Source organism: Paracoccus sp. BR5-17 (assembly GCF_055693925.1).
Genome location: NZ_JBVFUV010000004.1, coordinates 74,586 through 100,934 on the forward strand (window position 1 = coordinate 74,586; position 26,349 = coordinate 100,934).

The 26,349-nt window shown below is 69.5% G+C and carries 29 protein-coding genes and 1 pseudogene; 15 read left to right on the plus strand and 15 right to left on the minus strand.

Translation table 11 applies throughout. From position 1 onward, the window contains the following. Nucleotides 1-5: 5 nt before the first annotated feature. The 4 genes from ACZ1HC_RS15795 to gspG are packed head-to-tail and all read right to left on the minus strand — an operon-like array spanning nucleotide 6 to nucleotide 2,255. Nucleotides 6-884: a type II secretion system protein N gene (locus ACZ1HC_RS15795; protein ID WP_472700924.1), complete on the minus strand. Its 879-nt coding sequence runs from the start codon at nucleotides 882-884 to the stop codon at nucleotides 6-8. Then, nucleotides 881-1,243, minus strand: a complete 363-nt coding sequence (gene gspI, locus ACZ1HC_RS15800) for a type II secretion system minor pseudopilin GspI (RefSeq protein WP_472700925.1) — start codon at nucleotides 1,241-1,243, stop codon at nucleotides 881-883. Before gspI ends, ACZ1HC_RS15795 begins: the two co-directional genes overlap by 4 nt. After that, a complete protein-coding gene (locus ACZ1HC_RS15805; RefSeq protein WP_472700926.1) occupies nucleotides 1,240-1,737 on the minus strand; it encodes a prepilin-type N-terminal cleavage/methylation domain-containing protein in 498 nt (165 codons plus the stop codon). Before ACZ1HC_RS15805 ends, gspI begins: the two co-directional genes overlap by 4 nt. Then, on the minus strand, nucleotides 1,734-2,255 hold the full coding sequence (gene gspG / locus ACZ1HC_RS15810) for a type II secretion system major pseudopilin GspG (protein WP_472700928.1): 522 nt from the start codon (nucleotides 2,253-2,255) through the stop codon (nucleotides 1,734-1,736). Before gspG ends, ACZ1HC_RS15805 begins: the two co-directional genes overlap by 4 nt. Before the next feature lie 124 nt (nucleotides 2,256-2,379). On the opposite strand from gspG, the gene gspL (ACZ1HC_RS15815) reads away from it, so the two are divergent. Genes gspL (ACZ1HC_RS15815) through ACZ1HC_RS15830 form a run of 4 tightly spaced genes read left to right on the plus strand, consistent with a single transcriptional unit; the run spans nucleotide 2,380 to nucleotide 6,655 of the window. Continuing rightward, complete coding sequence (gene gspL, locus ACZ1HC_RS15815; RefSeq protein ID WP_472700929.1) at nucleotides 2,380-3,486, plus strand: type II secretion system protein GspL; 1,107 nt, start codon at nucleotides 2,380-2,382, stop codon at nucleotides 3,484-3,486. Next, on the plus strand, nucleotides 3,483-3,950 hold the full coding sequence (gene gspM / locus ACZ1HC_RS15820; protein WP_472700930.1) for a type II secretion system protein GspM: 468 nt from the start codon (nucleotides 3,483-3,485) through the stop codon (nucleotides 3,948-3,950). Before gspL (ACZ1HC_RS15815) ends, gspM (ACZ1HC_RS15820) begins: the two co-directional genes overlap by 4 nt. Beyond that, nucleotides 3,947-5,413 carry a GspE/PulE family protein gene (locus ACZ1HC_RS15825; RefSeq protein WP_472700931.1) on the plus strand — a complete coding sequence of 489 codons (1,467 nt, stop codon included), beginning with the start codon at nucleotides 3,947-3,949 and terminating at the stop codon, nucleotides 5,411-5,413. Before gspM (ACZ1HC_RS15820) ends, ACZ1HC_RS15825 begins: the two co-directional genes overlap by 4 nt. Nucleotides 5,414-5,416: 3 nt before the next feature. Continuing rightward, nucleotides 5,417-6,655, plus strand: a complete 1,239-nt coding sequence (locus ACZ1HC_RS15830) for a type II secretion system F family protein (RefSeq protein WP_472700932.1) — start codon at nucleotides 5,417-5,419, stop codon at nucleotides 6,653-6,655. A 7-nt stretch (nucleotides 6,656-6,662) separates the two neighbouring features. Here ACZ1HC_RS15830 and ACZ1HC_RS15835 read toward each other — a convergent pair whose 3' ends face one another. Both ACZ1HC_RS15835 and ACZ1HC_RS15840 read right to left on the minus strand, forming a co-directional pair. Then, nucleotides 6,663-6,881: a hypothetical protein gene (locus ACZ1HC_RS15835; RefSeq protein WP_472700933.1), complete on the minus strand. Its 219-nt coding sequence runs from the start codon at nucleotides 6,879-6,881 to the stop codon at nucleotides 6,663-6,665. A 14-nt stretch (nucleotides 6,882-6,895) separates the two neighbouring features. Further along, the gene (locus ACZ1HC_RS15840) at nucleotides 6,896-7,288 is read right to left on the minus strand and encodes a hypothetical protein (protein WP_472700934.1); all 393 of its coding nucleotides are present in this window, start codon (nucleotides 7,286-7,288) and stop codon (nucleotides 6,896-6,898) included. 68 nt (nucleotides 7,289-7,356) lie between these two features. Here ACZ1HC_RS15840 and ACZ1HC_RS15845 point away from each other — a divergent pair, with 68 nt between their 5' ends. The 4 genes from ACZ1HC_RS15845 to ACZ1HC_RS15860 all read left to right on the plus strand — a co-directional run bounded on the left by ACZ1HC_RS15845 (nucleotide 7,357) and on the right by ACZ1HC_RS15860 (nucleotide 10,435). Next, nucleotides 7,357-8,475, plus strand: a complete 1,119-nt coding sequence (locus ACZ1HC_RS15845; RefSeq protein ID WP_472700935.1) for a penicillin-binding protein activator — start codon at nucleotides 7,357-7,359, stop codon at nucleotides 8,473-8,475. Beyond that, nucleotides 8,444-9,061, plus strand: coding sequence for a type II secretion system protein GspJ (locus ACZ1HC_RS15850; protein ID WP_472700936.1), 618 nt, complete (start codon nucleotides 8,444-8,446; stop codon nucleotides 9,059-9,061). Before ACZ1HC_RS15845 ends, ACZ1HC_RS15850 begins: the two co-directional genes overlap by 32 nt. Next, the gene (locus tag ACZ1HC_RS15855) at nucleotides 9,061-9,921 is read left to right on the plus strand and encodes a type II secretion system minor pseudopilin (RefSeq protein WP_472700937.1); all 861 of its coding nucleotides are present in this window, start codon (nucleotides 9,061-9,063) and stop codon (nucleotides 9,919-9,921) included. The genes ACZ1HC_RS15850 and ACZ1HC_RS15855 overlap by 1 nt, the downstream gene beginning before the upstream one ends. A 175-nt stretch (nucleotides 9,922-10,096) precedes the next feature. Then, nucleotides 10,097-10,435, plus strand: coding sequence for a prepilin peptidase (locus ACZ1HC_RS15860; RefSeq protein ID WP_472700938.1), 339 nt, complete (start codon nucleotides 10,097-10,099; stop codon nucleotides 10,433-10,435). 68 nt (nucleotides 10,436-10,503) lie between these two features. Here the strand turns inward: ACZ1HC_RS15860 and ACZ1HC_RS15865 are convergent, their stop codons facing one another. Continuing rightward, nucleotides 10,504-11,094: a type II secretion system protein N gene (locus ACZ1HC_RS15865; RefSeq protein ID WP_472700939.1), complete on the minus strand. Its 591-nt coding sequence runs from the start codon at nucleotides 11,092-11,094 to the stop codon at nucleotides 10,504-10,506. Between the two features lie 926 nt (nucleotides 11,095-12,020). Between ACZ1HC_RS15865 and ACZ1HC_RS15870 the strand changes: the two genes are divergently transcribed. From ACZ1HC_RS15870 to ACZ1HC_RS15880, 3 genes are all read left to right on the plus strand, one after another. Next, nucleotides 12,021-14,234, plus strand: a complete 2,214-nt coding sequence (locus tag ACZ1HC_RS15870; protein WP_472700940.1) for a multicopper oxidase family protein — start codon at nucleotides 12,021-12,023, stop codon at nucleotides 14,232-14,234. A 182-nt stretch (nucleotides 14,235-14,416) separates the two neighbouring features. After that, nucleotides 14,417-15,124, plus strand: coding sequence for an SCO family protein (locus ACZ1HC_RS15875; protein WP_472700941.1), 708 nt, complete (start codon nucleotides 14,417-14,419; stop codon nucleotides 15,122-15,124). Further along, the gene (locus tag ACZ1HC_RS15880; RefSeq protein ID WP_472700984.1) at nucleotides 15,082-15,456 is read left to right on the plus strand and encodes a c-type cytochrome; all 375 of its coding nucleotides are present in this window, start codon (nucleotides 15,082-15,084) and stop codon (nucleotides 15,454-15,456) included. Before ACZ1HC_RS15875 ends, ACZ1HC_RS15880 begins: the two co-directional genes overlap by 43 nt. Nucleotides 15,457-15,499: 43 nt before the next feature. Here ACZ1HC_RS15880 and ACZ1HC_RS15885 read toward each other — a convergent pair whose 3' ends face one another. From ACZ1HC_RS15885 to gspL (ACZ1HC_RS15895), 3 genes are all read right to left on the minus strand, one after another. After that, on the minus strand, nucleotides 15,500-16,315 hold the full coding sequence (locus ACZ1HC_RS15885) for a GspE/PulE family protein (RefSeq protein WP_472700942.1): 816 nt from the start codon (nucleotides 16,313-16,315) through the stop codon (nucleotides 15,500-15,502). 97 nt (nucleotides 16,316-16,412) lie between these two features. Next, nucleotides 16,413-16,967 carry a type II secretion system protein GspM gene (gspM, locus tag ACZ1HC_RS15890; RefSeq protein ID WP_472700943.1) on the minus strand — a complete coding sequence of 185 codons (555 nt, stop codon included), beginning with the start codon at nucleotides 16,965-16,967 and terminating at the stop codon, nucleotides 16,413-16,415. Further along, nucleotides 16,879-18,051, minus strand: coding sequence for a type II secretion system protein GspL (gene gspL / locus ACZ1HC_RS15895; protein WP_472700944.1), 1,173 nt, complete (start codon nucleotides 18,049-18,051; stop codon nucleotides 16,879-16,881). The genes gspM (ACZ1HC_RS15890) and gspL (ACZ1HC_RS15895) overlap by 89 nt, the downstream gene beginning before the upstream one ends. A gap of 275 nt (nucleotides 18,052-18,326) precedes the next feature. Between gspL (ACZ1HC_RS15895) and ACZ1HC_RS15900 the strand changes: the two genes are divergently transcribed. Then, nucleotides 18,327-19,679, plus strand: a complete 1,353-nt coding sequence (locus tag ACZ1HC_RS15900; protein ID WP_472700945.1) for a PQQ-dependent sugar dehydrogenase — start codon at nucleotides 18,327-18,329, stop codon at nucleotides 19,677-19,679. 54 nt (nucleotides 19,680-19,733) lie between these two features. Beyond that, nucleotides 19,734-20,066, plus strand: coding sequence for a c-type cytochrome (locus ACZ1HC_RS15905; protein ID WP_472700946.1), 333 nt, complete (start codon nucleotides 19,734-19,736; stop codon nucleotides 20,064-20,066). Nucleotides 20,067-20,161: 95 nt separating this feature from the next. Here ACZ1HC_RS15905 and ACZ1HC_RS15910 read toward each other — a convergent pair whose 3' ends face one another. From ACZ1HC_RS15910 to ACZ1HC_RS15930, 5 genes are read right to left on the minus strand one after another with little or no spacing between them, the layout of a single operon-like run. Continuing rightward, complete coding sequence (locus ACZ1HC_RS15910; protein WP_472700947.1) at nucleotides 20,162-20,320, minus strand: hypothetical protein; 159 nt, start codon at nucleotides 20,318-20,320, stop codon at nucleotides 20,162-20,164. Beyond that, the gene (locus ACZ1HC_RS15915) at nucleotides 20,313-21,686 is read right to left on the minus strand and encodes an amidase (protein WP_472700948.1); all 1,374 of its coding nucleotides are present in this window, start codon (nucleotides 21,684-21,686) and stop codon (nucleotides 20,313-20,315) included. The genes ACZ1HC_RS15910 and ACZ1HC_RS15915 overlap by 8 nt, the downstream gene beginning before the upstream one ends. Next, a complete protein-coding gene (locus ACZ1HC_RS15920; RefSeq protein ID WP_472700949.1) occupies nucleotides 21,676-23,094 on the minus strand; it encodes a TRAP transporter large permease in 1,419 nt (472 codons plus the stop codon). Before ACZ1HC_RS15920 ends, ACZ1HC_RS15915 begins: the two co-directional genes overlap by 11 nt. A 15-nt stretch (nucleotides 23,095-23,109) precedes the next feature. Beyond that, nucleotides 23,110-23,727: a TRAP transporter small permease subunit gene (locus ACZ1HC_RS15925; protein ID WP_472700950.1), complete on the minus strand. Its 618-nt coding sequence runs from the start codon at nucleotides 23,725-23,727 to the stop codon at nucleotides 23,110-23,112. Between the two features lie 50 nt (nucleotides 23,728-23,777). After that, complete coding sequence (locus ACZ1HC_RS15930) at nucleotides 23,778-24,920, minus strand: TRAP transporter substrate-binding protein (protein WP_472700951.1); 1,143 nt, start codon at nucleotides 24,918-24,920, stop codon at nucleotides 23,778-23,780. Between the two features lie 297 nt (nucleotides 24,921-25,217). Between ACZ1HC_RS15930 and gfa the strand changes: the two are divergent. Beyond that, nucleotides 25,218-25,799 (plus strand): annotated as a pseudogene (gene gfa, locus ACZ1HC_RS15935) (S-(hydroxymethyl)glutathione synthase); the annotation flags it as partial. Between the two features lie 282 nt (nucleotides 25,800-26,081). Next, the gene (locus ACZ1HC_RS15940) at nucleotides 26,082-26,330 is read left to right on the plus strand and encodes a hypothetical protein (protein WP_472700952.1); all 249 of its coding nucleotides are present in this window, start codon (nucleotides 26,082-26,084) and stop codon (nucleotides 26,328-26,330) included. The last annotated feature ends 19 nt before the right edge of the window (nucleotides 26,331-26,349 follow it).

Genomic DNA, 26,349 nt, shown 5'->3' on the forward strand with positions numbered 1-26,349 from the left:
GGCGGTCATCGCAGAAGAAATGACATGGCGATCGGCTGCCCGTCACGCTGCAATTCGACCCGAAGCTGGCCCGAGGCCACGACATCGTCGAATTGTTGCCGGTCCGCATCAATGTCGCCGACCCGCCGCCCGTTCACCAGCCCGATCACGTCGCCCGGCAGGAACCCGGCCCGCGCAAGTTCGGGGGCCGGGTCGCCTTCGATTTGGTAGCCGCCTTCGACCGGGGTCAGCCCAAGCCGGTCCAGAAGCCCTGCCGGATCGGTGTCGAGCGCCTGCCTGAACCCGTCGATGGCCGCCTCAAGAGGATCGCCGGGCTCGGGCGACGCCCCTTCGTCGCGGGGGGACCGGGCGGTGCCCGCGGCCGTGCCGGCAGGATCGTCCCGGGCAGCGGGCGCCGCCGCCGCGGCCCGTCTGGCGAAGGACAGGGTTTCGCGCCGCCCCTTGACGCGCAGCACGACGTGATCCGCGTTCACCTCGACCAGATCCGCATCGGCGGTGATGCGCGCCCCGATCGGATAGCTGCCCACCGGCGTCTCGCCGCCCGAGATGATCGCCCGCGACTTCGAGACGGGATTGCCGATCGTCACGCCCAGCAGGACCAGCCCCAGCCCGCTGTCGTCGGCCGCCTGCGGCTGGGCAACGGGCAGGTCGTCCCTCCCGAAGGGGGCAAAGGCCAGGACAGGCTCCAGATCGGTCTGCGGGGCCGGCTCGTCCGGGGCCGACGAAGGGGCCGGGACGATCTGCCCGCTTTCGCCGGCCAGGCGCCAGATCACCGGCGCGGCGGCCCAGCCCAGGCTGACGGCGCAGAAGGCGGCCCCGCCCCACAGCGCCGCCCGCCCCAGCACGGCGGGCGCGGATCCCCCCGACGACCCCAGGCCGATCATGGCCCCGCCCGGCGCAGGACGAAGCCCGTCAGGCGGGCATGAACCTGCCCGTCGGCCGTGTCCGTGGCTGCCAGGTCCACCCGGTCCAGGCCCGGATCCCCGGTCGGGACGCGCGTTTCCGTCACGCGCAGCGAATGGCCCAGCATGGACAGCGGACCCGCTTGGGGCCGCGCGCCGATGGCCAGTTCGGCCAGATGGTTCTCGGACGCCCATTGCGCGGCCGCCCGCGCCTCGAGCCCCGCGATGGTGCGGATATGGGCTTCGGTCGCGCCCAGAAGCGCCATCGCCGCCAAGGCAAGGATCGCCAGGGCGACCAGCGTCTCGACCAGGGTGAAGCCTGCCTCGCCGCCCCGGCTCATGTCGGCCCCCGCGGGACGGCGCGGGCGCTGAAGCCGTCGAAGTCCACCCGCCAGGGCGAGCCGATGCCCTGGAAATCCACCTGTCGGGCTGGCCCGCTGCCGCTGGGCGCGATCATCACGGCGTCCCCGGCACCCGAGACGGACATGCGCAGCGGGGCGTGCAGGTCGTGGCGCGCCGCCAGCAGGGGCACGGCGGCGGGCTGCCATTCCGCGTCCTCGCCCTGCCATTGCACGAAGGCGTAGCCGCCTTCATCCCACAGCAGTTGCAGCGGCAGCCCCGACACAAGCGCCTCGTCGACCGCCAGCGACAGATGCCGGGCAAGGCGCAGGGCCTCGGCCTGGGCGCGGTCGTTGCGGTCCGCGCCGTCCAGCCCCATCAGGGCAGCGCCGGTGGCCACGCCGATCACCACCAGGACGATCAGCGTCTCGATCAGGGTCAGACCCGCCTGGGGATCACGGCGCCCCGTCCCGGCAAGGGGCCGCGGCGGGATCATTGGCCCGCGCCCGCCGAGGCCACGCCGGGGCCATAGCGGATGTCGGCATCCACCCCCTCGCCGCCCGGCGCGCGGTCCGCGCCCAGCGACATCAGTTCGTAGGCGCCGTCCTGGCCGGGCGACCGATACACATAGGGATTGCCCCAGGGGTCGGCCGGAACATTGGGCAGATAGCCCCCCGGCGCCCAGTTGACCGGCAGCGGCGCCTGGCTGGGCGGCGCCGCAAGCGCGGACAGACCCTGCGCCGTCGTCGGATAGGTGCGGTTGTCCAGGCGATACATCTCGAGGCTGGAGGCGATCGTGCGCATGTCCGCGCCCGCCACCGCGACCCGGGCCTGGTCGGGGCGCCCCATCACCTGCGGCACCACCAGCGACGCCACGATGCCGATGATGACCAGCACGACCATCATCTCGATCAGGGTGACGCCGCTTTCGGGATGCCGCCCGCCGCGCCTGCGGCCGGACAAGCCCGCCCGGTCGGAAATGACGGACTTGCGCGGCGTTTTCATCGACAGCATCGACCCGACTTTCACGCGGTTCTGGCAGGCCCCCGGGGTCATATTCCTTGAAACCTGACGGGGTTTCCCGTTCTACTTCCAGAATGGAGAAAACCGCTCGTTTTAGCAAGGCTGCTGGCACGTCATGAGCGATCCCGTCCTCACCGCGGCGCTGCCCCCGGGGACCGCCCTCGCCAGGCCCGGGGCGGGGCAGCGGGCCGCCGCGGGAACGGGTGGCGCGGCCCTGGCCGCGGCCGCGGACGCGACCGCTGTTCCGGGCGAGGACGTGCTGCTGCTGGCGGTCGATCTGCCCGCCATGTCGGCGGCGCAGCGCCGCGCGGCCATCGGCTTTGCCGTCGAGGACAGCCTGGCCCAGCCGCTGGATCAGGTCCATGTGGTGCTGGGGCCGCAGATGGCGTCGGGGGCGTGGCTGGTGGGGGTGGTGCGGCGCGACCTGCTGGACGGGACCGCCGCCCCGCAGGACCATCGGCTGGTGCCGGATACGCTTGGGGTGCCGGCCCCGGAATCGGGCTGGGCGGTGCTGGGACAGGACAGGCGCGTTCTGGTGCGTCTGCCAGACGGCACCGGCTTTGCAGGCGATCCCCAATGGGTCGCGCAGCTTTGGCACAGGGCGGGAATGCCGCGGATCCTGTCCTATGGCGGGCCGCTGCCCCCGGGCATGGCGGTGGCCGAAACCGCCCGGCTGCCCCAGGCGCCGGACGCGGTGCTGGCCCAGTTCGACCTGCGGGCCGGGCTGCGCAGGGCCGACGGGCTGCGCCTGCCGCGCGGATGGGCCCTGGCGATGGGGATCCTGTCCGCTTTCGTGGCGGGGCACCTGCTGATCGCCGCGGCGGACGTGGTCGCCCTGAACCGCATCGAGGCCGACCGCGCGGGCCAGTTGCGCGCGCTGCTGGAGGCATCGGGCGTGCCAGCGGGCGATGGCGATCTGGCGCAGGCGGTATCCCGCGCCCTGGCGGCGCGGGAACCGCCGGCGCAGGGGACCTTTCTTGATCTTTCGGCGCGGATCTTCGCCGCCTTGGCGGACCATGCCGGCCGGGCCAGCCTGACCGAACTGCGCTATACCGCCGCCCAGGACAGCATCGCCATGACCGTCGAGGCCGCCAGCCTCGAGGCGCTTCAGGACATCGAGAACACGCTGCGCTCTGCGGGCCTGTCCGTGCAGACCGGCGCCGCCACCACCGCCGAGGACACGGCCCAGGTGCAGATGACCGTGGGCAGGACCGCGCCATGATGGCGGTGCGCCAGCAGGTCCGGCGGTGGCTGGACCAGTCCACGCCGCGGGAACGGTGGCTGCTGATGGCAGGGGGCGGGGCGGTCTTGATCTGGGCAGCCTTCACCTTCGCCTGGCAGCCGCTCCAGGACCGCCGCGACGCGCTCGGCCGCCAGATCGCGCTTTACGAGCGCGCCATCCTGGCGCTGCAGGCGGCACCCGCCCCGGCCGCCGCCGCCCCCTCCGATCCTCGGTCGCTGAACGCGATCGTCACCGGGTCGGCGGGCCGCTTCGGGCTGTCGATCCGCCGCCTTGAGCCCGAGGGCAACCGCATCCGGGTGACCGTCGAGGACGCGGCCTTCCCCTCGGTCATCCTCTGGCTGCGGGCGATGCACGAGGAGTCCGGCCTGCGCGCCAGCGACGTCGAGATGACCCGCCGTCCTGCGCCCGGTCAGGTCAACGCCACCCTGATGCTGGAGAGATGACCATGTCGCCCGACAACCGGCTGCCCTACACCTTTGTCCGCCAGCACGGCGTTCTGCTGGAGCAGGGGCCGGGGGGGCCGGTCTGCCTGGCCCGCCCCGCGGCCACCCTGGCGGCCCTGGCCGAGGTTCAGCGTGTCGCCGGGGGTCTGGCGGGGCTCGAGGAGGTGGACGAGGCGCAGTTCGAGGCGCGGGTCTCGGCGGCTTACCGCGACGATGCGGTTCTGGCGTCGGATGCGGCAGGCGATGCCGAGGGCCTGGGGTCGCTGGCGGACCGGGCGGCGGTGGTGGACGATCTTCTGGACGGCTCGGGCGATGCGCCGGTGGTGCGGCTCATCAACGCGCTCCTGCTCGAGGCGATCCGGGCGCGCGCCTCGGACATCCACATCGAGACCCAGGAGAAGCGCCTGGTGGTGCGGCTGCGCATCGACGGCATCCTGCGCCCGGTGCTGGAGCCCCGGCGCGCCCTGGCGCCGCTCTTGGTCAGCCGCATCAAGGTGATGGCTCGGCTGGACATCGCCGAAAAGCGCCAGCCCCAGGACGGCCGGGTGTCCCTGCGGGTGGGCCCCCACGAGATCGACGTGCGGGTCTCCACGATCCCCTCGCAGTTCGGCGAACGGGTGGTGCTGCGGCTGCTGGACCGCGAGCAGGCCCGGCTGGGGCTGGACCGGCTGGGCATGAGCGCGCGCGACGCCGAGGTCTTCGCCCGCCTGCTGGCGCGGCCCAGCGGCATGGTGCTGGTGACGGGGCCGACCGGATCGGGCAAGACCACCACGCTCTATGCCGCGCTCGAGCGGCTCAACGACCGGACGCGCAACATCATGACCGTCGAGGACCCGATCGAGTATTCGCTGGACGGCATCGGCCAGGTGCAGGTCAACCCGCGCGCCGAGCTGAGCTTCGCGCGCGGGCTGCGGGCGATCCTGCGCCAGGACCCCGACGTCATCATGGTAGGCGAGATCCGCGACCGCGACACCGCCCAGATCGCCGCCGAGGCAGCCATGACCGGCCATCTGGTGCTGTCCACGCTGCACACCACCACCGCCATCGGCGCGGTCTCGCGGCTGGTCGACCTGGGGGTGGAACGCTTCCTGCTGGCGCCGATGCTGGCCGGGCTGGTGGCCCAGCGGCTGGTGCGCCGGCTGTGCCCGCTGTGCCGGCGCCCCGAACCCGCCAGCCCCGCCGAGGCCGCCTTGGTCGAGGGCCTGGTCCCCGGCGAGCAGGTGTTCCGCGCCACCGGCTGCCCGGCCTGCCAGGGCCAGGGCTACCAGGGCCGCGCCGGCCTCTACGAGGTGATCGCCCTCAACCGCGACCTCGAGGCGCTGATCCACCAGGGCGCCGCCGAGGCCGACCTCGTCCGCGCCGCCCGCCGCAACGGCCCGGGACTGTCCGCCGACGGCCTGCGAAACATCCGAAACGCCACCACAACCGTCCAGGACGTCGCCAAGGTCCTCCAGGAGGAATGAACGGTGCCCGCCTTCCACTTCAAGGCCATCAACACCGGCGGCAAGGTCACCAGCGGCGTGCTGGAGGCGATCAGTCCCACCGCCGCCCGCCAGACCCTGCGCAGCCAGGGCCTGCTGCCGCTGGAGGTGGCGGACGCGGCGCCCGCCAAGGCCCCGCGCCAGCCGGCCGACCGGACCTTCCCCGCCCTGCGCGGCACCCGGGGGGCGCGCATCCCCCTGACGGCCCTGACGCTGATCACCCGGCAGATGGCCACGCTTCTGGCCGCCGGCCTGCGGGTCGAGGACGCGCTGTCGGCCATCGCCCTAGGCCAGCCGCCCAAGGTCGCCGGCATCCTGCTGACCGTGCGCGGCACGGTACTGGAGGGGCGGTCCCTCGGGGCGGCTCTGGCGGATTACCCGCAGATCTTTTCCGACTTCTACCGCGCCTCAGTCCGGGCCGGCGAACAGTCGGGCCGGCTGGACCAGGTGATGTCCCATCTGGCCAGCTTCGTCGAAAACCGCGCCCGCAACCGCCAGACCGTGCAGCTGGCGCTGCTCTACCCGATGTTGCTGGCCCTGGTCAGCCTGGCGATCATCGTGCTGCTGATGGTCTTCGTGATTCCCGACATCATGCGGGTGTTCACCACGCGCGGCGCCGATCTGCCGTTCCTGACGCGGGCGCTGATCGCCGCGTCCGACCTGGTCCGCGATTACGGGGCCATCGCCCTGGGGGCCACGGTGCTGGGCATCCTGGGGTTCCGCCGCTGGCTGGCCACGGGGCAGAACCGGCTGCGGTGGCACCGGATGCTGGCGACGTGGCGTCCGACCGCGAAGGTCGTGCAGCGCATGAACGCGTCGCAATTCGCCGGCACGCTGGCCACCCTGGTCCAGAGCCGCGTCCCGCTGATCGAGGCGCTGCAGGCGGCCTCGGAGGTGACGCCGAACCGGTTCGTGCGCGCGCGCGTCGCCGAAGCCACCGAGAAGGTGCGCCGGGGCAGCAGCCTCGGCCGCGCGATGGAGGAGGCCGGGGTGTTTCCGGCCATGCTGACGGCCATGGTCGCCAGCGGAGAGGCGGGCGGCCGGCTGGGCGATGCGCTTGACCGGGCAGCGACCGATCAGCAGCGCGACCTGGACGCCTGGGTGCGCGCGCTCGTGGCCCTGGTCGAACCGGCGATCCTTCTGGTCATGGGCGGGTTCGTGATGGTCATGGTGCTGGCGATCCTGTTGCCGATCGTGTCCATGAACAACCTCACCGGGATCTGACGGGCCCTCAGCGGATCAGCGCGGACAGCGGCAGGTCGATCTGGTGGGTGTCGCTGGCCGGCAGGCCCGGCACCAGCCGCGCGCCTGCCGGTTCCAGTCGCAGGATCAGCCGGTCCCGGCTGGTCAGCCTGGCGGTTGCCAAAGCGGTGCCGGGGTCGTCCTGCGCCGCCAGAACGGCCTCGATCCCGCCCGCGGTGGTGGCCAGCCGGGCGATCAGGGCGGGCACCGGCGCCCCGGCGATCAGCCCGTCGCTGCGGGCGCAGGTTCCCGGGCTGCTGCGCAGGGTGCCCCCGCGCGTCGCGCCTGACCTTTCTGGCTGAACGCAAGGCCCTCGACGCTGGCCGTCAGATCGCAGGTGATCGCCGGATCGGGGATCAGCAGGGGCACGGCGGCCCAGGACAGCGTTCCCGTCCCGTCATGCAGCGCGTAGCGGCCCGGCAGGGCCGAAACCCGCCCCGACAGATCCAGGCCCGGGCCGGCGGCGGTCACGTCGAAGGTCGGCGACAGTGCCAGCAGGCTGCGCCAGCCCTTGAACCGCCACTCCAGCCGATAGCCCTGCGGCAAATGCGCCGCGCCCAGCACGACGCGCCCCGACACCATCGCCGCGGCCGAAGGCCGATTTGCCTGATGCAACAGGGCCCTTGCTGACATATACCAGAAAAGGCCTGTCGCAAGCGCAGCTATTCCGAGGAGGGCCACCAATGACGACAAAGCGAATTTCCGCAGGCGCGATGACCAGAAGGACATTGTGTCGGTCGCTTCTGGCATCCTGGTCGCTTCCCCTGGTGGTACCCTTGGCAGCCTGCGGCGGCGGGGCGCTGCTGCCGCGTGCCGGATCGGGGGCCGGCGGGCGCGACGCGGCGCTGCTGCTGCCGCTGTCGGGTCCGCAGGCGGGCATCGGCAAGAATATGGCCCGCGCGGCCTCGCTTGTCACGCGGGGGCTTGACCCGGCCGCCGCCCCCGCCGTCCTGGACACGGCCGGTACGGTCGAAGGTGCCGCCGCCGCCGCGCGCCAGGCCATGGCCGGCGGCGCGCGGATGCTGATGGGCCCGTTGCGCGCCGACCAGACGCCCGCCGTGCTGGAGGTCGCCGGCAGGGTGCCGGTGGTGACGTTTTCGAACGACGACAGGCTTGGCGCGCAGGGCGCCTTCGTGATGGGGGTGACGCCCGCCCAGTCGGTCGCCACGATGTTCAGCTATGCCCGCGCGCAGGGCCTGACCTGGATCGCGGTGGTAGCGCGGGATTCCCCGTCGGCGGCGGCCTCGATCGCCGCGGCCCGGGAGATCGCGCGGGCGGGCGGGATCACCCTGACGGCCACGCTGCTGCGCGATCCGGCCGCGGGCGGGCTGGTCGAGGCGATCCGAAGCGCCAGTGGCGGCAACCTGCCGCAGGCGGTGTATCTGCCCGATGGCGGCGCCACGCTGGCGGCCTTTGCCCGCAGCCTCCGGGGCAGCGGGATGCAGGTGCTGGGCTCGGTGCAATGGGGCGTCGCCGATGCCGCCGCCGATCCCAACCTTGCCGGCGCCTGGTTTGCGGCGGCCCCGCCGGACCTGTTCCAGCCCTTCTCGGACCAGTTCCAGGCATCCTTCGGCGAAGCGCCGGGAATCATCGCGGCCCTTGGCCATGACGCGGCGCTGATCGCGGTCGGCATGGGCAATGCGGGCGAGCTGAACCGCCAGGGCCTGCTGCGGAAGGCCGGCTTCACCGGGGTTCTGGGCAATTTCCGGTTTCTCGAGGATGGCCGGTGCCAGCGTGATCTGACGGTGCTGGGCATCGCGGGCGGCGGCATTGAGCCCTTGGCCGAAATCGCCGGGGCGTGACCCCCGCCGCCCGGCGGCGCCCGCGCGCCTGGCCACGGCGGGGGTGACGCTGGTTGAGATGCTGGTGGCCCTGGTCCTGTTCGCGCTGATTGGCGCGGCGGGCTTCGGAGTGCTGGACCAGATCCTGCGCACGCAGCGCGCGACTGAGGGGCGGCTGGAACGGCTGGCCGGGATCCAGCGTGGCCTGTATCTGCTGACCACGGATTTCCTGCAGGCCCGCCCCGGCACCCTGGCCCACCAGCCGGGCGCGCAGGGTCCGGTCGTCCTGCTGGAACGCAGCGCCGCCGATATGGCGGCGGGCCGGATTGCGCTTGCCTATCGGCTTCGGGACGGCTTCCTGCTGCGCGAGGTCAGCGATGCGGCCGGCAGGGCGGTGGCCCGTCAGCCGCTGCTGGAGGGCGTGGCGGGCATCGCCTGGCAGTTCTACGACGAGGAACTGGGCTGGCTGGATCAGTGGCCACCACCCGGGCAGGACGCCGGCGCGGCGGGCCGGCCCTTCAACCCGGTGGCGGTGGCCGCCCTCATCGTGCTCGAGGACGGGCGGCAGGTGCGCCGCGTGGCCGCCCTGCCGTCCGAGCCGCGCTGATGCGGCGGCGCGCCCCGGAATCGGGCGTGGTGCTGATCAACGTGCTTGTCACGCTGGCCCTGGCCTCGGCGGTGCTTTACGCGATGATCAGCCTGTCGGAACTTTCGATCGCGCGAAGCCTGCGTTACAGCGAGGCGGCCCAGGCCCAGGCGCTGATCGCGGCGGCCGAAGCCAGCCTCGTCAGCGCCCTTGCCCGCGACATGGCCGAGGCGCCCGGATCGGACGACCTGACCGAGGAATGGGCGCGGATCGCGCAGCAACCGGTCAGCATCGCCGCAGGCAGCTTTGCCCTGGCGGTCGAGGATGCCCAGTCGCGCATCAACCTGAACGCCGAGTCGATGCGGGGCGCGCCGGGCGCCCAGACGCTGCGGCGCATCGGCGAGGCGCTTGACCTGCCTGCCCAAGTGACGGACCGCATCCGGGCGCGCCTGGCGCAGCGCCGGCCGCTGGAACGTCTGGCGGACCTGGCGGCCGAGGCCGGGCTGAGCCCCGCCGAACTGGCGGCGCTGCAGCCCTTCCTGACGGTGCTGCCGGAATCCACCGACGTGAACCTGAACACCGCGTCCGAGGCGGTCATCGGCGTCCTGACGGGCAGCCTGGCGCAGACGGCCTCTCTGCTGGCGATCCGCGACCGCGACGGCCGGCTTGCCCCGCAGGATGTCGAACGGGCGCAGATGATTCCTCCGCCGGGGATCGGCTTCACCTCGTCCTGGTTCCGGGCCACCGCCACGGTGCGCGTCGGCACCACGACCCAGCGGGCGACGTTCCTGATCCAGCGCAGCGAAGGCGCGGATGGGCAGGGCCGCGTGGCGGTCGTGGCCCGCGAAACCCCCTTCCAGGGCAGTGTCGGGCGCCCCTGACTGCTGCTAGGCTGCGGTTGGCGCCGGATATGCAGCGGGGGTGGCGAGGCTTGACGATCACGGACATCGGCCTTCTTGCGGCACTGGTCGCCATTTCCGTAGTCGATCTTCGGACCCGGAGGATCCCGGATCTTCTGTCGCTGCCGCTGATCGCCGCGGGGCTGATCCGCGCCGGATGGGCGGTGCAGAGGGTGCCGAGCCCGGCCTGCTGACCGACTGCATCATCGGCGCCGCCGCGGGCTATCTGGTTTTCGCCGCGATCGGCGCGGCCTTCTTCCGGATGCGCGGGCAGGACGGGCTGGGCCTCGGCGATGCCAAGCTGCTGGGGGCGGCGGGTGCCTGGCTGGGCTGGCAGATGCTGCCCGCGGTGGTCCTGATCGCCGCGCTTGGCGGGCTGGCCCAGGCGGCGGTGACGGGGCGGCTTCGGCCGGACCCGGCGGGCGACCGGCCGCTGGCCTTCGGACCCTGGTTGGCGGTGGCGTTCTTCAGCCTCTGGACGCTGTCGGCGGGATGATCCCGCGACGGCCGCCTGCGCAGGGGGCTGGGGATCCCGCCGACCCGGCGGGGGCTGCCGGGCCGGTGTCAGTCCGCGACGCCATCGGACGGAGCCGGCGAGGTGCCCCCTCGGTCATTGACCTGGTCGAAGATCATCTGGCGCAGCGCGTCCAGATCGCCGGTTGCGCCGGCCGCGCGCGACGCGCCGTCCGATCCCGCCAGATCCGGCGCCATGCCGTCGGCAAGCGACAGGATCTCGGTCCGGTCGCCCACCGCCAGCAGCACATGGTCCCGGTTGATCCCGACCAGCCGCCGCCCGCCCGCGATCTCGTCTCCGATGAAGAAGCTGCGCGGCGGGCCCTCTCCGACGGACAGGATGGCGCGGGACCGCACGACCGGATCGGCCCGCACCACGCCGTGCAGCGCAAGACGAAGATCCGCGGCCGTCTGCGCACCGGGCTGCCGCGCCTCGAGCGGTTGGCCGAAGGGCAGCAGGGCCAGGATGCCGTCCAGGTCGGTCGGCGGTTCCGCCACCTCGGCCGGGGCGGGCCGGACCACCGGCGCGGCATCCAGGCCCGACAGCAGCCGAAGCGTCCGGTCGCCATGAACGCCCAGCGACGCCACCACGGCGGCGGCAGCGGCCCAGACAGCCCAATCATGCCGCAGCTTCGACGCCATCCCGGCCTTTCCCACAAGCCCCGCTTCCCAAGCCCATACCATAGCAGAACGCGCCGGTGACGGTCAGACCTGAACCGCGCAGCGTCGGCTTCCTTGTCCTGAGGCAGGACCAACGGAAAGGGCTTCGGTCCCTTTGGCAGAAATCCGCCAAATCCAGGCGAAGCCTTGCGCAGACAGCAAGAACCGCCGGGATTCACCCGTTGCAAATTCTTGCTGGTTTCCCCTTGAACCTGACTGGTGAGGCCAAGCCACAATCAATGAACGTTCGCCGCTGGGGCCATCTTCACCGTGGATCCCTAGCAGTTGCTGATCTCGTCGACTTTCGCGGGAGCAAATCCGCGGCCAGTGGCGTCGGCAGGGCGCGAGTGATTCGCTGAATTGATTGCACAAAATGCGCCTCGGGGGCTCGCACGCCGCATACCAACGCCTCGGCAGGTCTTTGCCTGCCTAAAGAATGAGCATCGCCGGGATGGCCGGCACCGCGCACCGGACCAAAGTCCGAACTTTCCGAAAATCGCGCCCGGGCCGCTGGCCTGGGTTACATCAACATCAACTACAACCGCGAAGTGAGATCGGCCCTCGCTGATTTAGCAAATGTTTTAAGCCGCCATTTTTTCCGCAGCCTTGTCTGCCCCTTGCAGGGGAACACCGCAGACTTGCCGTTTCTGCACTATTCCCGGACACGGACGTTTCTACAACCGCCGCGATATACGATGCTGCGGCACCCCGACCAGGTCCGCCTGACAAAAGGCTGTCAAAATCATCCGAATTGACCTGTAATTCCCGGAAGTGGCGCTTGGTGTTGACTTAGGTTAGGGGTCGTCATGTTTTTTCTACCAGAGGATGCGTCTAAGGCAAGAATACGCGAGGCTGAAGCAGCGAGACGGAATCGCGCCGAAATCGTCCAAGCCCTTTCAAGCGGGCAGGTGACGCGGCGGGAATTGTTCAAGTGGGGCATATTCACGGCGGGGGGTGCCCTGGCTTATGTCAACGGCCTCAGCCCCTATGCCCCAAGCGCCTATGCGGCCACCTCGCCCACGGGCATTCCCAGAAGTCCGCTGTTCGGGGCCAAGCCCTTCACGCAGCGCCTGAGGCGGCTGAACCTGCAGACGCCCCTGCCCCTGACGCCGCGGCTGGAATATGGCGAAACGGTCCTGGATTTCCCCTCGGGCGGCGAAGATCCGGCCCGGCGGTTGTCCTATCATACCGAATTCACCGAAAGCGGCGGCGAAATGTACACCAACCCGTGGAACAGGTTCGGTCCGATGGAAGGCCGCCCGCCCGGAGAATATTTCGCGCATCAGCGGTGGACCGAGTTTCTTCCGCAGGTTGCATATATCATGTCGCTGGCGCCTGCCCGGAGCAATATCTCGTTCCACGACAATTTCCCCGAGCAGGAGGAAAACAAGGTCTGGTCCTTTGGCGAGGGAAGGACCGGGCAATCGGTCCTGCCGCCGCCGCTGATCAAGATGCGCTACGGCGAACCCGCGATCGTGCGGACCTATAACATGCTGCCGATCGACAGAAAGGATAATGGCGGCTTCGGATCGAACAGCCAGGCGACGCATAATCATAACGGACACAATGCCTCCGGCAGCGACGGCGCGTCCAACGCCCATCATTACCCCGGCCAGTTCTACGACTATCACTGGACCACCTGCCTGGCGCGCGCCGACATGACCAACACCTCGGCCTCGGACCGGAAGGCTTCGGGACCGGACGGCCACGGCGGGCTTCAGAACGTGGCCGGCGACTATCGCGAACTGCAGGGGTCGATGTGGTTCCACGACCACCGCTTCTTCTACACCGCCGAAAACGTCTACAAGGGTCATGTCGGGGCGCTGAACTACTACAGCGGCCCGGACCGCGGCAACGAGGCGATCGAGGATGGCGTCAACCTGCGGCTGCCCAGCGGCACCGAACTGGACTGGGGCAACATCGACTTCGACGTGAACCTGATCGTCTCGGACGGGGCGCTTGACCAGGAGGGCCAGTACCAGTTCGACATCTTCAACACCGTCGGCTTCATCGGCGACCTGGTTCTGGTGAACTTCACCTACAAACCGTTCTTCGAGGTCCTGCCCCGGAAGTACCGCTTCCGGATCCTGGCGGCCAGCATGTCGCGGTTCTGGAAGTTCGCCCTGGTCAATGGCTCGAACAAGCTGGTGCCGATGACGGTGATCGCGACGGACGGAAACTTCCTTCCCGCCCCGGTCACGGTGACATCGCTCGACTGGCAGAGCGTGGGCGAGCGGTTCGACGTCATCGTGGATTTCTCGGCCTTCCCGGTGTCCAGCAGGCTGCGCCTGGTGAACATGCTGGAACACGAGGACGGCAACCGCGCCAAAGGTCAGCTCAGCCTTGCGGACACGCTTGCGCGCAAGTCCAGCGATCCGGCGATCGGCGACGTCATGCAGTTCCGGGTCGTGGGGCAGGTGGAAAGCGTGGACGCCCCCGGCAAGACGCTCCGCGCCTCGGACATCGACCGCAGCGTGGTGCCCGCGAAACTGACCGACGTCATCCCGATCCAGCAGCCCGTGCGCGAACGCGTCATCGAGTTCAAGGGCGCGGACGGGGTCGCCGACGAGTTGACGGGAGAGTGCTTCCCCGACTGCGGCGACAAGGAGCGGTTCGGCTACACGCTGCGGATCAACGGGGAATCGAACCATTTCCTGAACGCCAACCGGATCTCGATGCTGATCCCCCGCCCCGGCGAGGTGGAACACTGGACCATCATCAATGGCGGCGGCGGCTGGGACCACCCGATGCACCTGCATTTCGAGGAAGGCCGGACCATCAGCCGGGGCAGCAAGGCCCTGACGGCCCTGGAACGGAACTCGCGCAAGGATGTCTGGCGGCTGGGCGTGAACGGCAAGCTGAAGATTCAGGTCCGCTTCGGCGAATTCGGCGGCGCCTATGTGACGCACTGCCACAACACCGTCCACGAGGACTGGGCGATGGTGATGCGCTACGACGTGCTGACCGACCAGACGAACGACAAGGTCTCGCAGACGCACCGTTCGGTCATCCCGACGCCCAACCCCTCGCCCAACGGGGTCACCTATGTGACGCCGGAAATCCTGCCCGAGGGAAATCCCTTCGCGCGGTCCTTCCGGCCCTTCCCCAAGGGCCGGATCTAGGTCCGGCTGCGCCGGCCCCGGCCAGCAGCCGCAAGACGGCCGGACCGCCAGCCCTTCCCGGCGGCGGTCCGCGACCCTTCCCCGAACAGGACAACAGCCAGCAGGGTTTCCCGCCGCTGGCAGGGAGGAAAGAACAGGTCATGTCAGACACAGCCCAACCCCCCGGACATCGCAAGGGACGGATGCGCCGCTTTCTGCTGGCCCTGGCCGCCGCCGCGGCATTCCTGGGCGCCCCGGCCGGTCCTGCCAGGGCCGAATGGGACGAAAGCTATTTCCCGAACGTCGAACTGGTGAATCAGGATGGCGAGCGGCTGCGGTTCTGGGACGACCTCCTGCGCGACAAGATCGTGGTGCTGAACTTCGTCTATACCGACTGCCCCGACATCTGCGGCCTGTCCACGGCGCGGATGGCCCAGGTGGTGGACTGGCTCGGCGAAAGAATGGGCAAGGACATCTTCGTGTATTCCATCTCGCTGGACCCCAAGACCGACACGCCGCAGCGGCTGCGCGACTTTGCCGAGGCCTTCGGGGTCCGTGACGGCTGGATGTTCCTGACCGGCCGGCCAGAGGACGTGGACATCGTCCGCTTCAAGCTGGGAGAGCGCAGCGAAAGCCTGAGCCAGCACCGTTCGGACATGGTGATCGGCAACGCGGCGACGGGGGAATGGCGCCGCGCCTCGCTGATGGGCAGCCTCGTCGTCCTGACCGAGGAGATCCTGTCCCTGGATCCCGCCTGGTCGCGCCCCCCGCCCACTCGGGCGGAACGGCCATCGCGCCCGAACGACTGGTCATCAGGGACACCCCTGGAGAGGCGCTGTTCCTTGCCGCCTGCGCGGCGTGCCACACCATCGGCGAAGGCGTCCGCGTGGGACCGGACCTCTCGGGCGTGACGCTGCGCAGGGACCGGGACTGGCTGAAGGATTACCTGCTGGCGCCCGACCGGATGCTGGCCCGGGAGGATGCCGTGGCGGTGGCGCTCGACAGCGCCTTTCCGGCGGTCCGGATGCCCAACCTGCAACTCAACGACACCGATGCCGAGGATCTGATCCACTACCTCGCGGCCCAGACGGACCTGCTGGGCCAGCCGCAGGAGGTCGCCGAGGCGGACCACGATCATGCCGGCCACGGGGGCCACGACCATGCCGCGCACGATCACTCGGGCCACGACCATTCCGGCCATGCGGATGCCGAGGGGCAGGATCAGCACCGCCACCGTCCCTGACGGGCGGCCGCCGGCCCGCGGCGGCGCCGCGTGATCGCACCGTTCATTCCTCCTGGAGGACTTTGGCGACGTCCTGGACGGTTGTGGTGGCGTTTCGGATGTTTCGCAGGCCGTCGGCGGACAGTCCCGGGCCGTTGCGGCGGGCGGCGCGGACGAGGTCGGCCTCGGCGGCGCCCTGGTGGATCAGCGCCTCGAGGTCGCGGTTGAGGGCGATCACCTCGTAGAGGCCGGCGCGGCCCTGGTAGCCCTGGCCCTGGCAGGCCGGGCAGCCGGTGGCGCGGAACACCTGCTCGCCGGGGACCAGGCCCTCGACCAGGGCGGCCTCGGCGGGGCTGGCGGGTTCGGGGCGCCGGCACAGCGGGCACAGCCGGCGCACCAGCCGCTGGGCCACCAGCCCGGCCAGCATCGGCGCCAGCAGGAAGCGTTCCACCCCCAGGTCGACCAGCCGCGAGACCGCGCCGATGGCGGTGGTGGTGTGCAGCGTGGACAGCACCAGATGGCCGGTCATGGCTGCCTCGGCGGCGATCTGGGCGGTGTCGCGGTCGCGGATCTCGCCTACCATGATGACGTCGGGGTCCTGGCGCAGGATCGCCCGCAGCCCGCGCGCGAAGCTCAGCTCGGCGCGCGGGTTGACCTGCACCTGGCCGATGCCGTCCAGCGAATACTCGATCGGGTCCTCGACGGTCATGATGTTGCGCGTCCGGTCGTTGAGCCGCTCGAGCGCGGCAGAGAGCGTAGTGGTCTTGCCCGATCCGGTCGGCCGCGCCAGCGCCTCGTCCACTTCCTCGAACCCCGCCAGACCCCCGGCGACACGCTGAACCTCGGCCAGGGTCGCCAAGGTGGCCGCGGGGCGGGCCAAGCAGACCGGCCCCCCGGCCCTTGCTCCAGCAGAACACCGTGCTGGCGGACAGAGGTGTAGGGCAGCCGGTGCGGCGTGGAAGGTCCGGACGCCGGCGTCACGGGCGCACCGTCAGGATGGCATCCACCATACCCGGATCGGTGGTCCGTTCCATGTCCAGGGCCGCGACATGCAGGCCATGCGAGCGTTCCAGTTCGGCCAGCCACTGGACGATGCGGTTGAAGTCTGCCTTCTCGAGCGAGAGCGTGGTTCCCGTTTCCGCCGCCTCGATCCGCCGGATCGTCAGGCCGCGGGCGGTCGCGGTCCTGGTCACGATGGCCGAAACCGGCGCTTCCGCCGCCACCCTGTCATGCCGCGCAGGCTGATCCGGTCCCGACCGCATCCCGTCCCAGGCCGCCATGGAGTCCAGTGCCCTGGTCCTTGCGGCCAGCAAGGGGCGCAGGGCCATCGCAAGGGCCAGGCAGGCGGCGACGGCCAGGATCAGGACGGCCCAGGTGCTGCGCCCGATCTTGGGCTGCGTCAGCCGGCGTGTGGCCGGCAGGGGGCGGGTGGCGGCCTGCCGATCATGAATTGCCCCCGATGACCAGGCGCAGTTCGGCCGCGCCGTTGCTGCTTGCCCCCTCGCCCGAAGATACCTGCAGCCCCGCGGCATCAAGCCGCGCCTCCAGATCCTGCAGCGCCCCCAGTTCCTCTCCTTCGATGCGCAGGCCAAGTTCGCCCGTTTGGGCGTCGAAGGTCATGGCGCGCAGGGTCATGCCCTGGCCGAAGGTGGGCAAGGCCCTGCCGACCTCAGTCAGAAGCGGCAGGAAGGCGCCCCCTGACAGCCTTCCCGTCGCGGGGCCTTCCTGGGGCGCTTCCTCGGCCCCCGCCCCGGCAGCGCCATCGCGCGACAGCGCCTCGTGCCGCTGGGCGATGCCGACAAGCGCAGCGGTTTCGGCGCCCAGGATGGCGAGGTGCCCGGTCAGCCCCAGGAGGGCGATGGCGGCAAGCGCCTGCAGCCGTCGGCGGCGGTCGCCCCGTCGCGCATAGGGGCCGGTCATCAGGTCGAAGGCCAACGCCTCGGGGGGCGGGTCTTCAGGCATCTCCTGCCTGCCGGCAACGGGAAGATCCGCCGGCAACCGGCCGCCGAACAGCACGATCCCCGGCCTGCCCGCCGCGCGCCAAAAGGCGGGAAAGGTCTCGGCCCGCGTCGCGAGGCCGGTGCCATCCGCCAGCCGGACCAGAACCCGCCCCTCTGCCTCGCGCACGGACAGGCGGCCCCCCGGCGGAACCGGCAGGGCCAGAACATCGGGCACAAGGCGCGAGCGGCTGGCATCGGCCCGGGCTGCCCATTCCGTCATCACGTCGTGGGCCAGAACGGCCACCAGAAGATCGCCCTGGCCAAGCCTGGGCCCCGCGACCACATGGACCCGGTCGGGCGGATCCGCGACATGATCCGCCACCGCCGCCCGGACATCCGCCTGCCATTGGCGCGTCGCGGCGAATGGGGCCCGGATCCGCAGCAGCAACACCTCCTCTCCGGGCAGCGCGATGGCGTCCCGGCCCAGGCCGCCGGTGGCCACGCCTTGCCCCGCCGACGGGCGATCCCCCCGCGGAAGGGCAGCCTGGGACGATGCGGGCGCCAAGGACATTGCCTGCCACTCCACGGAGGGGCGCTTCCGGCGCAGCGGGGAAGCGGTCGATCCTCCAGATTCCGACGCTGCCATGATACCGGCAAAATCCGGGCATTTCATCATCGGCGTCGCGGGCGTCCACGAAGCGCGTTTCCCTTGGCGCCCGTGCCGCCGCCATGCGTAGCCGGGGCGGCGGATGATTGCCGCCGCATCGGCAACAAAGCTGTTGAAAAGCCCATGCAATCATAGATCATCCGCCCTCGGGAACCGGCACGCGCGGACCCTCGGAAAACCTGTCGGGTTTGCCGCGCGAGGCCGGTCCTGACCGCTGCGGCGGGCGGCCAGAGGAGGAGGCGCCGCCTTTCGCCTGACATGAACTGCACCAGGGAGGAGACATGATGAGATACGCGGGACTTTGCGGGCTGTTTCTGACGACGGCCCTTGCGACGCCGATCCTTGCCCAGGACAACCTGGAAACGCTGCAGGGGATGCAGCGCACCGACGCCACCTTCACGCGCGTCGAACAGACCGGTCCCACCGCGGACGCGCTGCGGGAGATCCTGCCCCATATCAACGTGCCCGACGGCTTCGAGGTCAGCCTTTACGCCGTCGTGCCCGACGCGCGGTCGATGGCGGTGGCCCCGCAGGGGACCGTGGTCTTCGTCGGCACGCGCAAGGACAAGGTCTGGTCGGTCGCCGACCGCGACCGCAACCGGGTGGCGGACGAGGTGATGGACTTCGCCCCCTCGCTGACCTTCGACATCCCGAACGGGCCCTGCTTCTCGCCCGACGGGTTCCTGTACATCGTCGAGCGCAACCGCGTGCTGCAGTTCGCGGCTGCCGAGTTCTTCTTCGAGGGGCCCGATCCTGCGGTGGGCACGGTGGTGGCCCAGGGCGAACTGATCCCGCCCGAGGAGGAAAGCTTCAACCACACCGCCCGGGTCTGCCGGATCGGCCCGGACGGCAAGCTTTATATCTCGCTGGGGCAACCCTACAACGTGCAGCCCCGCGACAAGCTGGAGAAATACGACGAGATCGGCATCGGCGGCATCATCCGCATGAACATCGACGGCAGCGAGCGCGAGGTGTTCACGCGCGGGATCCGCAACTCGGTCGGGCACGATTTCAACCCGGCCAACGGCGACCTGTGGTTCACCGACAACCAGGTGGACGGGATGGGCGACGACATCCCGCCGGGCGAGCTGAACCGCCAGACCGAACCGGGCCAGCATTTCGGCTTCCCCTGGGTCAATGCCGGCATCGAGGTCCCCGAGTACAAGGACGTGCCCCGGCCCGAGGGGGTCGAGTTCGTCGAGCCGCAGGTCAAGACCGATGCCCATGCGGCCGACCTGGGGATGAGGTTCTATACGGGAACCTCGTTCCCCGAGGAATACCACGGCGGCATCTTCTTCGCCCAGCACGGCAGCTGGAACCGGACCACCCCGGTCGGGGCGCGGGTGATGTTCACGCGCCTGGACGCGGACGGCAACGCCGCCGAAACCACCGTCTTCGCCGATGGCTGGCTGGACAGCGGGACCGGCGAATACCGGGGCCGCCCGATGGACGTGGCCTTCCTGCGCGACGGATCCATGCTGGTGTCGGACGACTATGCCGGGGCGATCTGGCGGATCGCCTATGTCGGTGACGGTTCGGCGGCGGGGACGGCCCAGGGCAGCCAAGGGAAAGCGCCCGCCGCAGCCCCGGCCGGGGCCGAGGGCGGGCAGCCGGCCTCCGAAGCGCCTGCCAACTGATCCCAGCGGGGGCGGCCGTCGCCGCCCCTGCCCTCACCTGGAAAGCGGACCATCATGAAATCACTTCTCGGCGTCATTCTTGTCGGCCTGTTCGCCTGGAATGGCGTTGCCGTTCTGGCACAGACGGCCCAACCCGCCGCCGCGCCGGATCAGGCGCAAACCTGCCGTGTCTGTCACGGCATCGACGGCGTCGGCACGAACCCGATGATCCCGAACATCGGCGGGCAAAGCCCGGAGTACCTGGCCAAGCAGCTGCAGGACTTTCGCGCCGGACGGCGCGAGGATCCGCAGATGACCATCATCGCGCGCGACCTGACGGACGAGGACATCGGCATCCTTGCCGACTGGTATGGCTCGATCATCGCCACCTACCAGATGCCGCAGTGATCGCCCCTGCCCCGCGGCGAGGATCGCGGGGCATCTTTCTGCATTCCGGCGGCGCAAGATGACCCTGACCACAAGGCGGACCCGCAATCCGCGCGTCACCGGCCCCGCGACGGGGCGAAGAAATCCCATGCCACCAGGGCAACCGTCACCAGGATCACCCCGCCCAGGTCGATGCGGGGAACGTGCCAGACCAGGATGCCCAGGAAGATCGCAAGCGCCACGAAGGACAGCAGCTTGGGGATAAGGTCAGACATCGTCTTCTCCTTGGTCATGTGGGCCTGCTGATGCGGCCCTGCGGTGCAGCCAGCGGGCCGTGCGCAACAGGCGCCCGTCCTCGCCCCTGCGGCCGACAAGCTGCGCGCCCATGGGTATCCCTGCGCCGTCGCGGAATAGCGGCAGCGTCAGGGCCGGGTGGCCGGTGAAGGTGAAAAGGCCGTTGAAGATCGAATCCCCGGTGCTTTCCAGCCCGCGCGGCGCCGCGCCCAGGGCCGCGGGAACCAGGATCGCGTCGCAGCGGGCCAGGATCTCGTCCAGGGCGGCGGCCAGCACGCCCCGCAGTTCAAGCGCGGACAGATAGTCCGGGGCGCTGACGGCCCTGCCCCGCTCGATCGCGGCCCGTGTCGGCGGGGAAAGCCGCTCCCAGCCCCTGGCGGCATAGCCGCGGTAATGGTGGGCCATCTCGACGTCGTTGATCCGGGCCCGGACTGCCGCGGCGTCGTTGAACAGCCGCGGCAGGGTCGTTGACCAGGCCTGTTCGCCCAGCCGCGACACAAGGGCGGCCATCGCCTGCCGCAGGTCGGGACTGGCCGAGGAAAAACCCGGCAATTCGACGAAGGCGAAGGTGGGCGTCACCGGCACCCTGGAAGTGGCCGTCGCCAGCAGCGCCGGCGGGGGCAAGGGCGGAGCATCGGCATCGGCGGGATCTGGGCCTGCCAGCACCTCGGCTAGAAGGGCGGCGGCCTCCACGTCCCGGGCAAAGACGCCCACGGTGTCGAGGCTGGGCGACTGGGTCAGGATGCCCCGGCGCGCGATCGCGCCGAAGCTGGGCTTGAACCCCACGCAGCCGCAGAACGACGCGGGCCGGATGACCGATCCGCCGGTCTGCGTCCCGACCGCAAGGGGCGCCATGCCGGCCGCGACCGCCGCCGCCGATCCTGCCGACGAGCCGCCCGGCGTGTGGGCCGGATCGGCGGGATTGCGCGTCGCCGAGGGGTGCAGGAACTGCAGTTCGGTCGTGACGGTCTTGCCCAGGATCAGGGCGCCGGCGGCGCGCAGCCGGGCGACGATGGCGGCATCCGCCTGCGGCACCCTGCCCTGATCCAGCACCGTCCCGTTTTCCGTCGGGATGCCCTTGGTGTCGATCACGTCCTTAAGCCCCACCGGCAGGCCGTGCAGCGGGCCGATGGGCCGGCCGGCCTGCCGGTGGCGATCCGCCTGTTCGGCCTGGGCCCGCAGGAAGCCGGGGTCGAACCAGGCGAAGGCGCCGACCTGCGGCTCGACCGCCTCGATCCGCGCGATCAGGGCCTCGGCCAGTTCGCTTGCCCGCAGCGCGCCCGAAGCCAGCCAGTCGCGCAGGGTGACGACCGGCAGGGCCAGGATGGTCTGCGGATCAGTTGCCATAGACCGCCTCGGGCAGGGTGAAAACAATGCCGGGAAACACATAGACCATCAGCATCGAGAAGATGACCATGACCAGAAACGGCAGCACGCCGCTGAAGATCTGGGTCAGCTTGACCTCGGCGGGCGCGATCCCCTTCAGGTAATAGGCCGACATCGCCATCGGCGGCGTCAGGAACGATGTCTGAAGGTTCAGCGCCACGAGGATGCCGAAGAACAGCGGGTCGATCCCGAACTGCGGCAGCAGCGGCAGGAAGATCGGCACGAAGATGATGATGATCTCGGACCATTCCAGCGGCCAGCCCAGCAGGAAGATGATGAGCTGCGCCAGCAGCAGGAAGGCGATCGGCGACAGATCCAGACCGCCCACGAATTCCGAGATCACCTGTTCCCCGCCCAGATAGGAGAACACCGCCGAGAAGGTATAGCTGCCCACGAACAGCCAGCAGACCATCGCCGTGGTCCGCACCGTCAGATAGACGGATTCGCGCAGCCGGTCGAAGCTGAGCGCGCGATAGCCCGCCGCCAGCAGCAGCCCGCCCAACGCGCCGATGGAAGCGGCCTCGGTGGGCGTCGCAAGGCCGAACAGGATCGAGCCCAGCACCGCCAGGATCAGGACCGACAGCGGGAAGAAGGACTTGAGCAGCATCAGCACGACCGCGCCGCGCGGCATGTCGGGCACGTCCTCCTTGCTCAGCTTCGGGGCGATCGAGGGCTGCAGGATCGAACGGCCGACGACATAGATGAGGTACAGCCCCACCAGCAGCAGGCCCGGCAGCAATGCGGCGGCGTAAAGCCGCACGATCGACACGCCCGAGGACGCCGCATAGACGATCAGCATGATCGAGGGCGGGATCAGGATGCCCAGCGTGCCGCCCGCGCAGATGATGCCCGCCGCGAAGCTGGGCTCGTAGCGCGCCTTCAGCATGGCCGGCAGCGCCAGCAGGCCCATCAGCGTCACGACGGCGCCGACGATGCCCGTGGCGGTGGCGAACAGCGCGCAGGTGATCAGCGCCGCCACCCCCATCGAACCCGGCACGTTGCGCGCGGCGATGGCCAGAGAGCCGAACAGCTTGTCCACGATGTTGGCCCGTTCGACGATGTAGCCCATGAACAGGAACAGCGGGATCGCCGTCAGCACCTCGTTCGCCATCACCGTGTAGGTCTGGTTGACGAACAGATCGAAGATGCGGTTGTTGAAGAAGCCCTCCAGCCAGGTGGTGGTGCTGGTCCAGCCGTCGGCGTCCTCGCCCAGCCGGTTGAAGCTTCGCCACATGCGGTCGGCGTCGAAATAGGCGTAATACCCGAAGCCGATGCCAAGCGCCATCAGGGTGAAGGCGATCGGAAACCCCAGGAAGACGAACAAGATGAAGACGCCCAGCATCGTCAGGGCGATTTGCGGATCGGTCACGTGCGATGTCTCCTGTCAGCGAGCCGTTCCGCCCTGGGGCGGGTCGATGTGGTCGGGGTGGTGCAGGATGTCCTGGCCATGCTCCTGCGCCAGCAGGATCTCGGTTTCCTGGACGTCGGGGACGGGTTCCTGCCAGACGCCCGTGCGGATCGCGATGATGCAGCGGAACACCTGCGCGATGCCCTGCAGAAACAGCAGCACCCCTGCCAAGACAAGGATCGTCTTGAACTGGTAGATGGGGATGCCCGCCGGGCTTGACGAACTGACTTCGCCGTAACCAATTGATCGGGATGCATATTTCCAGCCTGCGAAGATCAGTGCGGTGATGCCGGGAAAGAAGAACAGGATATAGAGCAGCAGGTCCAGGGCGCCCTGCACGCGCACCGGCCACAGCCGATAGATGAAGTCGCCCCGCACATGGCCGCCCCGCGACAGGGTATAGGCGCCGCCCACCATGAACAGCGTCCCATACATCATGTAGGACAGCTCGTAGGCCCAGGGCGTCGGGTTGTTGAACAGGTATCGGACGATGACCTCGTAGCTCATGCCGATTGTCATCAGCACGACGAGCCAGCCGAAGGATTTGCCAAACCAGCCCGACAGGCGGTCGGCAAAGTCGATATAGCGTAGCATCTGGACTGTCCCGGTCTGTGGGCGGGGCAAGGTCTGCCCCGCCGGATGTGTCAGAGGCTGATCTTGTTCGGGAAATAATGCTGATAGGCGCGGGTATAGTCCGGCGCGTTCATCAGCTCGTAATAGGTGACGCGTTCGACCCAGGCCCGTTGGCTGTCCAGGATCCGCTTCATCAGTTCGTCGGCTTCCAGTTCCGGGATCAGCTTGTCCCAAGCGTCGATCTGCGCCTGCTGGACATCGGCAGGGGTCCGGTGAACCACCACGCCGCTTTCGGAGGTCAACTTCTGCAGGTCCGCCGAATAGTTATCCAGGGCGAAGGCGGTGTTGGCGGTCGAGACCGCCTCGACGCCGTGGCGCAGGATCGCCTGCAGATCGGGTTCCAGGTCCTCGAGGAAGTCGCGGTTGAACAGGAACTCGAAGGCCTCCTGCGCCTGGTGATACGAGGCCAGGTAATAGTTCTTGGCCACGTCCTGCGCGCCGAAGCGCATGTCCGACGAGGGGTTGTTGAACTCGAAGGCGTCGATGACGCCGCGCTCCATCGCCGGGACAATCTCGCCGCCGGGCAACTGCGCCACGGACATGCCCATCGACTGCATGACGTCTGCGGCAAGGCCGACGGTGCGGTATTTCATGCCCTGGATGTCGGCGAGGCCCGTGACCTCGTTCTTGAACCAGCCGAAGGGCTGGGCTGGCATCGGGAAGGCCATCAGGCCGACCACGTTCATGCCCATCACGTCCTGCACAAGCTCGCGGTAGAACTCCTCTCCTCCGCCGGCATAGAACCAGGACAGCATGGTGGTGGGCGATCCCCCGAACACCGGGCCGGTCCCGAACAGCGAGGCGGCCTTGTTCTTGCCGTACCAATAGGCCGACACGGAATGGCTGGCATCCAGCACCCCGTCGTTCACCGCGTCGATGACCTGGAAGGCCCCCACCACCGCGCCCGCGGGCAGCAGGTCGATCTTCAGCCGGCCGCCCGACATCGCCTCGACCCGCTCGACATAGTGCTGGGCCATGGTCTGCCAGATATCCGAGGCGGGCCAGGAGGTCTGCATCTTCATCACGATCGGCGACTGCGCCAGAACCGCGGGCGCCGCAAGCAGTGATCCGGTGGCCGCCGCGCTTCCGCCGATCACGCCGGTCTTCAGGAACGAACGGCGGTTGACCGTCGCCTTCTTTTCGCTGGCTGTCATTCTTTCCTCCCTGTTGTCTATCATTTCCGCCGGCAGTGTAACTGCATTGAGGGGCTTGATGACAATCATTTTTCGTCTGCACCTTTGGTATCAGCCGCCGTGGCCTTTCTGCATCTTGGCCACGCTCCCGCGGTTTTCGATGCGCCTGTCGCCCACCCGGATGGCTTCGGCTTTCTCCGGTCGGGCGGACCTGTCCGGCAGTCCCTAAGTCCCGGGGCGGGAAGCGGATTTTTCTGGTACCATGGTTTCATCCCGCCAGAACGGACCGGGATGATCACTTCAGCAGAGGAGGCGCTCATGGAAAGTTCACAGGCGGTGAAGATCCACCCTGCCGTCGATCGGGGCATTGCCCCGGCCACCGCCGGTTTTTCGGGCGGGGTTCTGACCTGCCACTGCGCGACCGATCCGGTTCGGGTCCGGGTCGGGGCGCAGACGGCCCACAACCACGTCTGCGGCTGCACCAAGTGCTGGAAGCCCGACGGGGCGATCTTCAGCATGGTGGCGGTGGTGTCGCGCGACGCGGTCGAGGTCCTGGAGAACGGCGACAAGCTTGAGGTCGTCAACAGGGACGCGCCGATCCAGCGTTACGCCTGCCGGGACTGCGGCGTGCACATGTATGGCCGGATCGAGAACAAGGACCATCCGTTCTACGGCCTGGACTTCGTGCATACCGAACTGTCGGACGAGGAAGGCTGGGCGGCGCCGGAATTCGCGGCCTTCGTCAGCAGCGTCATCGAATCGGGCGTCGTTCCGGCGCGGATGGACGGCATCCGGGCGCGGCTGCGCGAACTGGGTCTGGAACCCTACGACGCGCTGTCCCCGCCGCTGATGGACGCCATCGCCACCCATGTCGCCAAGCGCTCGGGCAAGCTGGCCTCCGAAGATGTCGGCGCGCAAGCAACGGCTGCCCCGGCGCAGACCGACCGGACCGATGCCGCTGCTTCCTCTCGCCCTGCCCCCTCGCCTCAGCCCGTGACCAAAGGCCAGTCGGTCTTGGGTCGCCTGCTGAACCGGCTTCTTGGTGCCAGACAGTAAGGCGATTCCTTTCCGGGATTGCGGGACCGTTCCTGCAATCTCCGTCCGCCCCGTGTTCGTCCCAACGGGTCCGATGGGCCTCCGTCCGCGTTGTCCTTTCGCCACCACCCCCAGGAGACGACGCAGATGACCCAAGCGACCCTCAGCCTCGACGGCTTTCCCCCGATGAACGGGAGTGTCGAAACCGGCGGCGACTACGCCCGCTTTCGGACGCAGGCCACGCCGCCGGTGGACAGCGGCGACGGGCCACGCGACGGCCAGCTGCTGATCGACGGCAAGCCCGAACGCGTGGTCATGGAAAACTGCCGGCTTCTGCCTTCCGATGATGGCGGCGGCTGCGAGATCACCTTGCGGCGGATCAATCCGGGTGCCTGAGACAACCTGCACCTGCCGC